Origin of the sequence: Siminovitchia fordii DSM 16014 = CIP 108821 (assembly GCF_000374565.1) — a bacterium.
Taxonomy (GTDB): domain Bacteria; phylum Bacillota; class Bacilli; order Bacillales; family Bacillaceae_C; genus Siminovitchia; species Siminovitchia fordii.
Window position 1 is genome coordinate 211,879 of sequence record NZ_KB894686.1, and the last position, 13,205, is coordinate 225,083.

Genomic DNA, 13,205 nt, shown 5'->3' on the forward strand with positions numbered 1-13,205 from the left:
AAGTTATGATCATTGAAGAAATTTATGGATCCAAAGATACCACTTTACATGACTTTTCTATTCTTATAGAGGGGAATAATCTAATAGTCAGTCCGGGGACATTATGGGTGAATAACGAAATAGTGTTCCAATCAATGTCTGATCAAATATTTGAGATAGGCACAAATCCTTGGTCTTTACGTGTAGAAGAAGGTGGTATTAATTTAAGAGCCGCTAATATCCCTCCTGAGGATAGTGAGATTCCAAATTGTAAAATCGAGTTAGCATGGATGGAAGAGGGAAATATATATTTCAGAAAAATTGTGGATGAAGAACCCTTAGAAAGTCCGGGGATAGAAAATCCGGTACTTAACTTCGCTGAGAAAGAGCAGGTTGACTTATTAGGAAAAATGTTAGTAGAAAAAGAGATACAATTAATGCAATTACAGGCTATAAACAAGCAGCTGGGCGAAGTACTTGTTATGCACGATATAAGGCTTATGGGAGGAGGGTTGTAATGACTGATTTTGATCGTGTAAAGTTATTTTTCGTTAACGGTTGGGCGACAAAGGATCAGGTTGCCATTTATGTACAATATAATAAAATCACTCCAACACAATATGAGGAGATCACAGAGGAGCCATACGAAGCGTAGGCTTTTTTATTTTGCAGAAAAGGAGAGAGGGTATGGAAACTATATTTAAATCAGTTGTCGCTGTCATCGGGGCGATCATTACATTCTTATTGGGGGGGTGGTCGCCTTTGTTACAGGTGCTAGTTATTTTTATTGTCATGGATTATGTATTGGGATTTTTGGTTGCAGCAACACATGGGGAATTAAGTAGTTCAATCGGATTCAAAGGGATTGCCAAAAAGGTAATCATTCTGTCATTGGTAGCAGTAGCGTATGCAATTGATACGATCATGGGAGATGGCACATTTATAAGGGACGCGGTCATCTTCTTTTATTTGGCGAATGAACTGTTGAGTATTTTGGAGACGGTGGGCAAAACAAACTTGCCAGTACCGGATGTGCTTAAAAAAGCAGTCGAAAAATTAAGCGATAAGAGTGACGCATAAGCGTTGCTCTTTTTTATATTGAAAAGGAGGAATTAATGATGTCTGTTAAAATCAAACAACAATTAGTATCCCAAAATGTAATTAAGAAGCGCTCATACGGTTATGGAAATCCCTGTCGATATATCACAATTCACGAAACAGCTAACGAAAATACTGGAGCCGGTGCTCAAACACACGCTAATTTACAATCTAACCTAAACCCGAGACAGGCAAGCTGGCAATATCAAGTTGACGATAAAGGTGTAATTCAGTCGTTTCCCGATACAGTTATGTGCTGGGCAGGTGGCGACGGTAATGGTCCTGGTAACAGGCAATCCATCCACATTGAGCTTTGCGTGAATAATGACAGCAGCTTTAAAAAGACAGTGCAAAATGCAGCTGCTTTGGTAAAACATTTGATGGCAAAGCACAGAATCCCGATCAGCAACGTTGTCCAGCATAACAGATGGAGTGGAAAAGATTGTCCACATTATTTACGTAATGGAGAAAAAGGAATCAATTGGTTTAATTTTATCAGCATGGTAAAAGGAAATGAGGTAAAAGTTGAGGCTCCTAAAACTCAGGTTGGATCAGCAAAAGAAGGTCCTAAAAAGCCGACTGGCGGTTATACAGGTGATTCCATTGTCGATTACCTTAACAGTATCAAGGTTGATTCAAGTTTTGCCAATCGTACAAAACTGGCAGCGCAACATGGGATCAGTAATTACAGGGGTACAGCAGCTCAAAACCTTCAATTACTCAATAAATTGAGGGCCAGCGGTAAAACGTCTGCAACTGCAAAATCCGCGGCTAAAAAAGGCAACAAAGAAACTGACAGCATTGTAGATTATCTCAAATCGATTGACGTTAATTCTTCCTTTGCCAATCGGAAAAAGCTTGCGGCCAAACATGGTATTAAAAATTATACTGGTACGGCTGCCCAAAATACGCAGCTGCTTAAAAAGTTGCGAGGATAATAAGAAAATGCCCGGCGTTGACCGGGCTTGTTTCTACTCTGTCAAGTCGTCGCGCGAATCCATTTTTCTACCACTTCTCGAAGGTCATTTTCCTTGGCTTTTACATCATCCATATTGGAAAATTTCACAATTGCTCTGTCACCCGTTACCCACTCCAATATCTCGCTACTATCCACAAATAGAGGTTCATTGTTCGGAATTTCTTTTACTTTTGCCCCGCAATGAAAAATGAGCCGAAAAAATCCTTTTCCATTAAGATTAAACGTTATCCTATCATGATCATCAACACAGTAACTAGGTGCATTCCATTTGATTTTTTCAGTAATTTTGCTGTTTGTTCCTAAAATGATTTTTCTAACTTCTGTTATTTCCTCTTTAAGTGGATGTTCAAGGTTGTTCATAAACTCTGCTACTTGTTCAGGCCCAGACAAGGACTCTTTCGAATTAGTTCTTTTGTTTGATGGCATACCTTTCACCCCTTTATACTCCAGTATTCTTCACAAAAATATTTTGACAACAACTAGAAAAACCCCTTCTTGAATACCGAAATTTTTTGCTACTCTTGACCACGATATTTATCTTCTTAACCGCTTTCGATAGAACTGAACATATTTCTATATCTAATATTGAAGTTACAGTTATTAAATCCGAAAATATTCTCCGTTATGACTTTAAATTATAGAACAACGGTACAAAACCATTCAATAGCGAGTATGATTATCCTGGTCAGTATTTCTATGGACTTGAGGTAGTTGTTCGAACGAATAAAAAATTGGCATCTAAGATGGAATTAATTAAAAATAGCAAATTTATCAAAATGGTTTCTATGTGTGGAAGCGGAACAGGTTCCATCGAACCTGGGGCTGTAGGTTCTTTTCATATGAATTATAAGATTTAAAGAGGGGGTAAACCGCCCTCTACGTTTACAAATCGTAGCATTCCTTTTCCAACGGATATAACATCTTCCTGATTAAAAATAATACAGGCTGTTCCTCCAACATACTTCTCACATTCAAACTCACCAAGAACTGTCACATATCCTTTTTCAAAAGAATAAACCCGTTGTTTATCGTTGTCCTCAGAATCAAAAGCTACTAATTCATTATGCAAGTATGCTTTTATTGGTTTTTCATATAATTTCATGTTTATCCCTTTCTTTTTACAAACAATAACTCTCACCATGAAAAAGGCCCGGCATTGACCGGGCTTAGTTTTTTCATGGCATACACATTAATTCTCAGGGTTTCTTCACAATCGCTTCCCTTTTTGGAAGAAGATTCGTTAAAATATTATGTTCTAATTCTCTTTCAAAAATTTCTCATATGCTCTTGAAGTGATTAAAGGTATAATACAAAGACCTGCAAATGAAGCAATCCCTACAACAAGTAGGTAAATTGCTGTATTTGGCTTAGGGTTATCTACAACAAAAATAGCAATGGTCGAAAAAAGCAGTGAAATTCCAATCGCCTTTAATACTATATTTTTTCTAATTCTTTGTATACTACACACCCCCTTCGTTATGTTTCGAGTTATTAGTCAACTTACATCCATTGTAACACTTTTTATCCCACAATCTTGCCCTTTAATGGAATAACAAGTTTGCAGTTTTAAACGACTATATCTGTAATAAAACATACAGCAAAAGCCCCTGGAATTTTGGTCGGTAAGGGACCCCAAGGGCTTTTCAGTTGGTATATAAAAATTAATGAAAAGAGTTATATTAAGTATAGATTATTAAATATCATTAACAATCCTTTTTCGCTCGACATTAATCGACAGTCCAGCATTGACAGACTTAAATAATGGCTATTCAAAAAGCAAAAAAGGAAATTCCGATCAATAATGTAAATCCTTTAACAATGCCAGTTGGACACCGTCAACTAATAATTTAAATAATAATTCTAATTCAATGTACTCACTAGCACCAATATCCACCTGTATCTTTATAGTCTTTCATTTTCATTCTGATCAAAGAAGAGTAAAGGCTTATAACTCCACACAAAATTATTAATAATCCTATAATCATATCCATTCCACCCACTCCTCCTTTTACGATGCGAACCAACGATTCCCATTATGTACCCGCTACCAGTCTTACCCTTATGTTAGAGGTATCTATCTTATTCTATACAATGTTGTTTATTTCAATTATCTAAATTAAAGGAGCAAATCAGATGAAAAAAGTTTATGAGATATTAAGAATTAAACAAGTTGCAGTTGAAATGGAATTAGATAATGAAATGGTGATCGGTTCACCCGAAGAAGCAGCCAAAGTAGCTGCATCTTTTATTTGTGATGAAGACCGAGAAATTTTCCTAGTTTTGTGTCTCAATACTAAAAAGAAAGTCGTTGCGATCCATCGATGTCATGTTGGATCGCTAAATGCTTCAATCGTCCATCCAAGAGAGGTTTTTAAGGCGGCGATCATGAACAATGCAGCATCAATAATCGCAGCACATCAGCATCCAAGCGGAGATGTAACGCCATCCTTGGAAGATATGAAAGTAACCATGCGATTAGATGAAGCAGGCAAAATATTAGGAATCGAGCTGCTCGACCACGTAATAGTTAATGCAACTGGTGAATATAGCAGTATAAAGGATATTATTAGTAAAACTGTAATATGATGTAAAAATTATAATATAAAGGAGTAGTTTAATATAAAAACAATAATTAAGCGGGTATGAATTGAAGTAGGGGGAGAGGTGGTATTGCTACTCAAAATAAGCAAGCTCCTGAAGAGGTTAATGAGTTAAATTAAAAAGGCCCGGCACTGACCCGGCTATTGCTGTTCTTTTAGTAAAACACCTTTAATAATTCGTTCGATTGAATTATTAAACGGGTAAAAAAGGGAGATATCTAAACTGTATAAGCTGGAAAGTTTAGAAATCCAAGTAACAGCCAATCCAATGTTTTTTATTAAACAGTAATATTGTACGGATTAGGTACTTGATTTTTTCTAATGAAGAATCGACCATAAACAAAAACAGGTAATACAGCATCGGCTCATTACCTGTTTACTAAAAGCTAGTTCATATTTTTTATTTCACACTTCAATTCTTTCAATAGTCGTTTTGCCTCAATTAAATTATGAGACCTAGTATCCTCGTCCCTAAAAAAAATATATTTTTCACCGGCAATTATAACTGCGTTTAGAAAAGCTATTTCATCGCAGCTTACTCGCGTCTCTTGAGAAACAGGAAGATCTGATCTTAAATCAAATAAAGCACTATTTCTAAAAACCCTAAATAGAACTAAATCTTTTGGGGAGGATTTAATTTTCTTTATGGACCATTCTAGTGGATTTGTGAACAGTTGAGTCTCACTGTATTTTCCATCATCCACATACTCGCGTACCATGGTTAATAAAGCAGTCCACATTAAATCTACATCATCCCAATCAATAAAAGTGGATACATCTACACCATTTATTTGGATGCAAACGACTCCAAATAAATCAATCCCTTTATTTTTTGTTAACATACGATTCAAAGTTTCTTTAGCTCCGAAATCTTCTATATTTATAAAAAAGTTTTTTGGGTTAGACAATTCTTCAAAATAAGTATCTAGGTCCTTTGTACCGAGATACGTCTGAATATTGATCATTTAATCCACAACCTTATTTAAGAGGATAGAATGTAGTGACTCGGTAATTTTTAACCACAAGTCTGTATTTCTGACCATCTATTTTGACATTAATTGTACCATAGCCATTCTTTATTTGAGATTTATTTTTATTCAAAATTTGAATAATTTGAGCTCTAATTTTACCACTAGAGATATTTGGATTAAATAACGTTTTGTCAATAGCCCCTGTCCAATATTTAGGATGATGCATATGTAAAATATGATTCATACTACTTCGTTGTAATACTACTGTTTTATTTTTTCCGAGGTTCACTTTTGCCGCTTTAAAGTTTTTCGTGTGATTGACAGCTTTACTTTTAGGTTGTTTTTTGAAAATTTTAGAACCAAATTTTACTACATGTTTTCCGCCGGACATGACAACTCGAGCAATTAGACCCCAAACGTACGGTTGAAATTCGGGCTCCTTGAAACTTGGATCATCTTCATTAATGATAATGAAGTCATATTCTGATTCGTAATCTTCTCCATCTGCTAGGTCTATGTATTCATATTCCTGTTCTTCGAGATCATCGTCTTCAAATTCCACAAATTCATCATTATTATACTCTACATCAATTTCTTCCCATTCTACATTGCTCCAGTCAAAGTCTTCTCCGTGAATAGCGTCATCGATTAGTTGCTCATCATCATTATACATTTCTTTAGCCAATACTATATTGCTACCAACTGAACTGAAAAATAATAAAAATGCTAGAAAACCACTTATTAAAACAGTAAATTTTTTCATAAAAATCCCTCCTATTGTATTTTAAATATAAATGTTACACAATGTTGCAAATGTTACATATATATATATATATATCGTATTCTATTTTTAGGAATAAAACTACCAAATTAGTGAAAATTAGGAATAAAGGTTTAGTGTAGTACTAGTTACACTTGGTGAAATTCCTTAGAGGCCTATGATTTCTTGGACTAGCTGTTTTTATACTTGTAAACAAACAATCTAACTATTTAGAACTATGCTTCCAACTTAAGTACCGATCCTATAATCTATAAGCAAACTTTTCCACTTGAATAGCGAACAAATGTTCTGTTATAATAGTAAACAATTGTTCGGGGTGATGATATGAAAAGCTTGTTAATGCGTGCAGTAGAGTCCAAGCAAAGTCTTGAATTAATTTACATAAACAGGGATAACCAATTATCTCAGCGCATCATAAAAGTAATAGCTGTTACTGATTCAGCAGTCAAAGCCTACTGTTACCAAAAACGACAATTTCGCACTTTTAACCTGAATTACATATTGTCGGTTGACTCTGTAAGGCAAAGGAGAAAAGGAGCATAATGAAGCAAAATAAGCTTACTCAAGGAAGTAACATGCGATGGGAATCAAGCAGAATGACATTGCCGGAACATGTAGAAGAAATTTTATTGTGGAGAAATGAACGAGACAAGGTTCAGAAGCCACAACTGGACGCAACTAGAAGAAATAAATGATATTCTGTACATTGCAATTGAATATAATAAGCCTGTCATCTTTACCTTATGGAAAGAAGGGGAGTTCCAGAAAATTACCGGTAATCTTCATTTTATTGATGAAATCAATAAGCGGGTTCATGTAGTGGATATGAAAGAACAAGTACATAAATTAAAATTTGATGCAATTATAAAGGTGAAATATGCTGAATGAAACTCTTCCTAAACTGGAAGGGTTTTTTAATATGGACAAACTGTAGGTGCATATCCTTCATTAAGGAGGGGATGCACCCATGCATATCAGTATTGTAACCCAAAATCCTAATGACAAAACGAAAAAAGCTTGCTATGCTTATTTATACAAGATTATCAAGGAGAGAAAGCTCTATGAAAGCTATTTACGTGCGCGTAAGCACAGACGAGCAAGCGGAAAAAGGATACAGCATCGACAACCAGATTGATCTATGTAGAGAAAAAGCTGGCACGGATGAATTCCTTAAGTATGTAGATGATGGATATTCAGGTGAGTTTCTTGATCGGCCGGCCTTGTCAAAGTTACGGGATGATTTAAAAAACGGATTAATTGATGAGGTTATTGTTTATGATCCTGATAGACTTTCAAGAAAACTCATGAATCAATTAATTATATCCGAGGAAATTGAAAAGCGAGCAAACCTCATATTTGTCAATCATGATTATCAAAAGACACCAGAGGGGATGCTCTTTTACCAAATGCGTGGAGCAATCGCTGAGTTTGAGAAAGCGAAAATCAATGAGCGGATGAGTGGCGGCAGAAAGAGAAAAGCACTTGATGGGAAAGTTGTAAAAAACCCAAATATGTATGGCTATGATTATGATAAAGAAAACTCGCAATTGGTGATCAACGAAAAAGAAGCTGAAATTGTACGATTGATTTTTGATCTGTTTACAAAACCTAACAACAATATTCAAGGAATTAACGGAATCGCACTCTATTTGACAAATCAGAACATCCCTACAAAAAAGGGAAAGAGTGTATGGCATCGTCAGGTAGTTAGACAAATATTAATGAATGAAGCATATACAGGTAGGTTTTATCATAATCGATGGAATACAGAAGGGATGCTTGGGAATAAATACAGGCCGAAAGACGAAAGAAAGCCGATGACAGAAAGGCCCAGGGAGGAATGGATTGAAATCTCTTGCCCCGCCATTATAGATGATGATGTTTTTGAACACGCCCAAAGGCTATTAGCGGAATCTCGCCGGAGATGGGCTAAGAAAAGCAATAACCAATACTTATTAAGTGGTTTATTGCGTTGCGGGCACTGCGGAAATACAATGACCGGTAGGCGGCAAAAAAATTGGGGCAATTACGTCCTGGAGTATTCAGACATTAAAAATACGGCTGGTGCAAAAAACAAAGGTTGCGGAATGAGAGTAAAGGCCGAAACCCTAGAAAAAGAAGTTTGGGAGCAAATCAAGTCTTATATTCATGATCCGGCTGAACTCGAAAAGGCCGCTAATGAGCCAAATGAGGATAATAATTTTGAACAAATGGAAATAGAACGTTTGGAAAATAAAATAAACAGCGCTAAAGAAGGCAGGAAACGGTTGCTGTCTCTTTTAGCGAAAGGAATGGACATATCTGACGAGGAAATCAGGGAACAGCTTGCAGACCTAAAAGAACAAGAAAAACAAGCAGAAAGAAAGCTAGCCGAACTGATATCAAAGAAAAAAGAATCACAATCCAGCGAGTACAGCAAACGTTTATTTTCAGAAGTTGCAGACTATTTATTGAGCATAGACGATACGGAACTTACATTTGAAGATAAGCAGACGATCATTCGGCAAATAGTGAAAGAAATAATTATATATAAGGAAAGTATTGATATTCACGTCTTTTGATTGCTACACTACTGACTTTAGGATTGAGATTCTCATGCATTTAAGGGCTCTCAAAAAGACACGGAAGGATGTTTCACTTCATGATCCCATTGGCCAGGATAAGGAAGGCAACGAAATTTCCTTGATCGATGTATTGAAATCTGATGCGGAAGATATTTTTGATACGATTCAATTGAACATGGAGTTGGAAAAGATCAAGGAATATATAGACGTATTGGATGACAGGGAAAAAGAAGTGATCATCGGCAGATTCGGGCTGAATCTTGAAAAGGAACGGACTCAGCGGGAAATAGCCAAAGAACTCGGGATATCAAGAAGTTATGTTTCGCGGATTGAAAAAAGGGCCTTGATGAAAATGTTCCACGAATTTTACAGAGCGGAAAAAGACAAGATGAAAAATCTAAAGGACGGTTAAAAAGGGGGCTTGCAAAAAAAATAGGGGAGGCATGAGATATTTGCCGGGGAATAATGACGGAAGTGTTCAATATGAACTGGAAGTCCAGCGGATGATCGATGAAGGGGGAGCCGTTTTCCAGGAGTACCTTGCAAAAGAAAAGACGGAAACAAAAAAAGACATGAAAGCAAAGGAATAATATGAAAAGCCAGTTTCGTGACAAAGAGCGAAACTGGCTTTTTACTATACTTTCTTCAATGTAAATGTGCTGATCATGAGAAGTGATAGAACGAGAGTGATGAACAAGAAAGAAAATGGTGGGAGGTAAGGTATTGCCAAATAACTCAGAGTAAGCAGGCAGCCGGCAGCAGTAATGGGAAGGCCGGTAAAAAAACCATGATTCTCCGAGATATTAAACCTTGCAAGACGGAAGGCACTACATCCTATATAAAAGATTGTAAAAAAGACGCCCGGAAAACCAAACAAATTCAGAATTCCTTGGTATAATAACAAAGCAGGTGCTACACCGAAAGAGATGATATCACTCATGGAATCAAGCTGTTTTCCCAGCTCTGATTCGATTTGCAGTTTTCTTGCAGCCATTCCGTCGAAACGATCTGCCATTGCAGCTATGAAAATGAGCAGGAGACTTAAATGCAGCTGGCCTTGTATCCCTGCGATGATGGCAAATCCGCCCAATCCAAGGTTAGTAAAAGTAAGGACATTCGCCGTTTGGGCCTTAAGCTTTTTTATGGTATGATCGACGACTTCGGACAGAAACATAACACTCCTCCTTTTCTGGTATGATTAATATTTCATGTCATTATTTAATTATATGACTTCTTATTCATAAAGTTAAGTATAAATTTCAGTTGGGTTTGGGGGCAATCAGATTGAAAGCGGCTCTATATCGCGTTTTTATTGAACTTACGAATGGGCCTTTAACATCGGCGGCAATAAGGGGATTTGCAAATTCCCGGATGAGCAGGTTGTTTATTAAATCCTATGCTGCTTTTTATAAAATAAATCAGGAAGAGATGGCAAAGGACATTCAATCATTTCCTACTTTACATTCTTTTTTTACAAGGCATCTGAAAGAAGGCGCAAGGAAAGTCGATCATAATCCGGACAGTGTCGCGAGCCCTGTTGACGGCATAATAGAAGATACAGGAACCATTACATCCGAAAAGGAAATAATAGCAAAGGGAAAATCATATTCCATCGCCGAGATGCTTGGCGGCAAGGCACAGGCTGAAAAGTATGAAGGCGGCACGTATATCATTATATACTTGAGCCCTTCCCATTATCACAGAATTCACAGTCCTGTAAGTGGAAAAGTAATCAATTGCTATTCTTTGGGGAAAAGGTCGTTCCCAGTTAATCGACTGGGATTAAAATTCGGACGATCGGTCTTGGCAAAAAACCATCGGGTGATTACTGAAATTGCTTCTGAGAAAACGACAGTTGCCCTTGTAAAAGTAGGAGCCATGTTCATTAATTCTGTCATAGTTACGAACAGGAACCATGAGTGGGAAAAAGGGGAGGAAGCTGCTTTTTTTTCCTTTGGATCCACAGTTCTTCTTCTATTCCAAAAAGGGGCCTTTGTTCCAGGTGATATTATGAAATCATCCGTAGAAGTTAGGATGGGGGACCCACTGGGACGATTAACTGGTGAAAAGAAACACTAAAAAAGCACCTGGAACAGGTGCTTTATTTCCGTTATTTTCAACAGGGCAATTTCGATCGACGAGCCAATGAGCGGCGTTCTATTTCAGATTCCATAAGACTGATGAATTCAGGGCTCAAATTTAATCTCTTTGCTTTAAAATAAGTTTCAATCAATAATTCATCGGATAACTTTTTCATCAGCTTCACCTCCATGAATATTCACGTTCTAGCTCAGGGGCATATTGAATAAAATGATAGGTTCTTTTATTTGTAACTTACTTTAGCAAAGAAATCTTTGTGGAACAAGCGTTCCTTTATCCACAACTCTTGGTGGATAACCTGTGGTCAATTTGTTTATAACAAGGTTGAAGCCGTTCGTTGATGCACTTGGATTGTTCATAAAGTTACCCACAATTCGAGGTGGTGTAGGAATTTGTCGAAAAGTTTAGGTAATATATTTTTTCTTGTAATATTTTGAAACTCATTGGCAGATTTATTAAGATTGAAATATGATGAAGAGATAATGGGGTGCACAAGTTGTTGAAACAATTTTTACCAGATGAATATGTTAAAAGTATTTATTCAATAGATCCTACTGTTTTAAAAGAAAAGGGGATTAAAGGCATTATTACCGACTTGGATAACACGCTTGTCGAATGGGATCGCCCTTATGCCACTACTGAACTCATTGATTGGCTGGAAGAGTTGAAGAACCATGACATGAAAGTGACGATTGTGTCGAATAATAATGAAAAAAGAGTAGGAGACTTTTCTAATCCATTGAATATCCCGTTTATTTACAAAGCCAAAAAGCCTTCCAGAAAAGCTTTTAATCGGGCCATAAAAGAGATGGGATTATCACGAGAGGAGACCGTGATTATCGGAGATCAGCTGTTGACGGACGTATTCGGGGGAAACCGGGCAGGATTTTATACGATTTTGGTTGTCCCAGTTGCCCAGTCAGACGGCTTTTTCACGCGATTTAACCGGATGGTGGAAAGAAGGATCATGGCTTCGTTCAAACGCAAAGGTTTAATTAAATGGGAGGAATAAATGTGAAAAACGAACATTGCATCGGCTGCGGTGTTGCCATTCAGATCGAAAGGCCGGGTGAACTCGGATTTACGCCGAGTTCCGCATTGGAAAAAGAAGAAATCATCTGCCAAAGATGCTTTCGGTTGCGACATTATAATGAAGTTCAGGATGTGGAGCTGTCGGACCAAAGCTTTCTTGATATCTTGCATGCGGTTGGCAATACCAAAAGCCTTATCGTTAAAATCATTGATATATTTGATTTCAATGGGAGCTGGATTCCCGGCATCCAAAGGTTTGTCGGTAAAAATCCTGTCCTTTTAATCGGTAATAAAGTGGATCTGCTGCCAAAATCAACAAACAAAAATAAATTGGTGAACTGGATGAAAAAGCAGTCAAAAGAAATGGGACTCAGCCCTTTGGATGTATTGCTTGTCAGTGCAGAAAAAGGCCATGGCATCCAGGAGGCGCTTGTTGAAATCGATAATCTTCGCCAGGGGCAAGATGTATATGTAGTCGGCTGTACAAATGTAGGAAAGTCCACGTTCATCAACCGCGTGATTAAGGCTGCCGCGGGTGGAAATGATGTCATTACTACCTCACATGTGCCAGGGACAACATTGGATATGATCGAAATTCCGCTTGATGACGGAAAAAGTCTAGTTGATACGCCAGGTATCATTAACCATCATCAGATGGCTCATTATGTAAGCAAGAAAGATTTGAAGATGATCACGCCCAAAAAAGAAATCAAACCGCGTGTCTATCAATTGAATGAAAGCCAGACACTATTCTTTGGAGGTCTTGCCAGACTTGATTACATAAACGGTGGCAGACGATCTGTTGTTTGTTACCTGGCCAACAGTATCGATATTCACCGGACCAAGCTTGAAAAGGCGGATGAACTGTATGAAAAACATGCCGGCGAAATGCTGAAACCTCCGGGAAAAGGGGAACTTGAGGCTTTTCCGAAGCTTGTAAGGCATGAATTCAAATTAAAGGATAATAAAATGGATATCGTCTTTTCGGGATTGGGTTGGGTCACGCTGAAAGAACAGGGTGCACATGTTGCGGCATATGCCCCAAAAGGAGTTTCGGTATTATTGCGGCCTTCGCTTATTTAATATATATAAGACAGGATG

At 37.3% G+C, this 13,205-nt stretch carries 17 protein-coding genes and 1 pseudogene; 12 read left to right on the top strand and 6 right to left on the bottom strand.

Annotated elements, in window-relative coordinates; translation table 11 throughout:
• Positions 1-5 precede the first annotated feature (5 nt).
• The 4 genes from C509_RS0105100 to C509_RS0105115 are packed head-to-tail and all read left to right on the top strand — an operon-like array spanning position 6 to position 2,015.
• Positions 6-497, top strand: a complete 492-nt coding sequence (locus C509_RS0105100; protein ID WP_018705838.1) for a hypothetical protein — start codon at positions 6-8, stop codon at positions 495-497.
• Positions 497-634, top strand: coding sequence for an XkdX family protein (locus tag C509_RS25390; RefSeq protein ID WP_018705839.1), 138 nt, complete (start codon positions 497-499; stop codon positions 632-634). Before C509_RS0105100 ends, C509_RS25390 begins: the two co-directional genes overlap by 1 nt.
• A gap of 32 nt (positions 635-666) precedes the next feature.
• Complete coding sequence (locus C509_RS0105110; RefSeq protein ID WP_018705840.1) at positions 667-1,059, top strand: phage holin family protein; 393 nt, start codon at positions 667-669, stop codon at positions 1,057-1,059.
• Positions 1,060-1,097: 38 nt separating this feature from the next.
• Positions 1,098-2,015: an N-acetylmuramoyl-L-alanine amidase gene (locus C509_RS0105115; RefSeq protein ID WP_018705841.1), complete on the top strand. Its 918-nt coding sequence runs from the start codon at positions 1,098-1,100 to the stop codon at positions 2,013-2,015.
• 41 nt (positions 2,016-2,056) lie between these two features.
• Here C509_RS0105115 and C509_RS0105120 read toward each other — a convergent pair whose 3' ends face one another.
• The gene (locus tag C509_RS0105120) at positions 2,057-2,482 is read right to left on the bottom strand and encodes a DUF1801 domain-containing protein (RefSeq protein WP_018705842.1); all 426 of its coding nucleotides are present in this window, start codon (positions 2,480-2,482) and stop codon (positions 2,057-2,059) included.
• Positions 2,483-2,909: 427 nt separating this feature from the next.
• Positions 2,910-3,194 (bottom strand): hypothetical protein, encoded by a 285-nt coding sequence (locus C509_RS0105125; RefSeq protein ID WP_169509177.1) that lies wholly within the window; start codon positions 3,192-3,194, stop codon positions 2,910-2,912.
• Between the two features lie 995 nt (positions 3,195-4,189).
• On the opposite strand from C509_RS0105125, the gene C509_RS0105135 reads away from it, so the two are divergent.
• Entirely contained in the window at positions 4,190-4,642 is a 453-nt protein-coding gene (locus tag C509_RS0105135; protein ID WP_018705845.1) for a JAB domain-containing protein, read from the top strand.
• Positions 4,643-5,042: 400 nt separating this feature from the next.
• Here C509_RS0105135 and C509_RS0105140 read toward each other — a convergent pair whose 3' ends face one another.
• Positions 5,043-5,621: a hypothetical protein gene (locus C509_RS0105140; protein WP_018705846.1), complete on the bottom strand. Its 579-nt coding sequence runs from the start codon at positions 5,619-5,621 to the stop codon at positions 5,043-5,045.
• A 13-nt stretch (positions 5,622-5,634) separates the two neighbouring features.
• Positions 5,635-6,390 (bottom strand): hypothetical protein, encoded by a 756-nt coding sequence (locus tag C509_RS0105145; protein ID WP_018705847.1) that lies wholly within the window; start codon positions 6,388-6,390, stop codon positions 5,635-5,637.
• A gap of 657 nt (positions 6,391-7,047) precedes the next feature.
• Between C509_RS0105145 and C509_RS0105150 the strand changes: the two genes are divergently transcribed.
• From C509_RS0105150 to C509_RS25990, 4 genes and pseudogenes are all read left to right on the top strand, one after another.
• The gene (locus tag C509_RS0105150) at positions 7,048-7,296 is read left to right on the top strand and encodes a YolD-like family protein (RefSeq protein ID WP_026319691.1); all 249 of its coding nucleotides are present in this window, start codon (positions 7,048-7,050) and stop codon (positions 7,294-7,296) included.
• A 173-nt stretch (positions 7,297-7,469) separates the two neighbouring features.
• Positions 7,470-8,969 (top strand): recombinase family protein, encoded by a 1,500-nt coding sequence (locus C509_RS0105155; protein WP_018705848.1) that lies wholly within the window; start codon positions 7,470-7,472, stop codon positions 8,967-8,969.
• Positions 8,970-8,994: 25 nt separating this feature from the next.
• A pseudogene (locus tag C509_RS23415) lies at positions 8,995-9,384 on the top strand (sigma-70 family RNA polymerase sigma factor); the annotation flags it as partial.
• Positions 9,385-9,415: 31 nt separating this feature from the next.
• A complete protein-coding gene (locus C509_RS25990; RefSeq protein WP_169509178.1) occupies positions 9,416-9,562 on the top strand; it encodes a hypothetical protein in 147 nt (48 codons plus the stop codon).
• A gap of 44 nt (positions 9,563-9,606) precedes the next feature.
• Here the strand turns inward: C509_RS25990 and pssA are convergent, their stop codons facing one another.
• Positions 9,607-10,146, bottom strand: a complete 540-nt coding sequence (gene pssA, locus C509_RS0105170) for a CDP-diacylglycerol--serine O-phosphatidyltransferase (protein WP_018705851.1) — start codon at positions 10,144-10,146, stop codon at positions 9,607-9,609.
• Between the two features lie 110 nt (positions 10,147-10,256).
• On the opposite strand from pssA, the gene C509_RS0105175 reads away from it, so the two are divergent.
• On the top strand, positions 10,257-11,051 hold the full coding sequence (locus tag C509_RS0105175; RefSeq protein ID WP_018705852.1) for a phosphatidylserine decarboxylase: 795 nt from the start codon (positions 10,257-10,259) through the stop codon (positions 11,049-11,051).
• Positions 11,052-11,088: 37 nt separating this feature from the next.
• Here C509_RS0105175 and sda read toward each other — a convergent pair whose 3' ends face one another.
• Entirely contained in the window at positions 11,089-11,229 is a 141-nt protein-coding gene (gene sda, locus C509_RS0105180) for a sporulation histidine kinase inhibitor Sda (protein WP_018705853.1), read from the bottom strand.
• Positions 11,230-11,568: 339 nt separating this feature from the next.
• Here sda and C509_RS0105185 point away from each other — a divergent pair, with 339 nt between their 5' ends.
• Positions 11,569-12,084 (top strand): YqeG family HAD IIIA-type phosphatase, encoded by a 516-nt coding sequence (locus tag C509_RS0105185; RefSeq protein WP_018705854.1) that lies wholly within the window; start codon positions 11,569-11,571, stop codon positions 12,082-12,084.
• Positions 12,072-13,187 (top strand): ribosome biogenesis GTPase YqeH, encoded by a 1,116-nt coding sequence (yqeH, locus tag C509_RS0105190; protein WP_154654337.1) that lies wholly within the window; start codon positions 12,072-12,074, stop codon positions 13,185-13,187. Before C509_RS0105185 ends, yqeH begins: the two co-directional genes overlap by 13 nt.
• Positions 13,188-13,205: the final 18 nt, after the last annotated feature.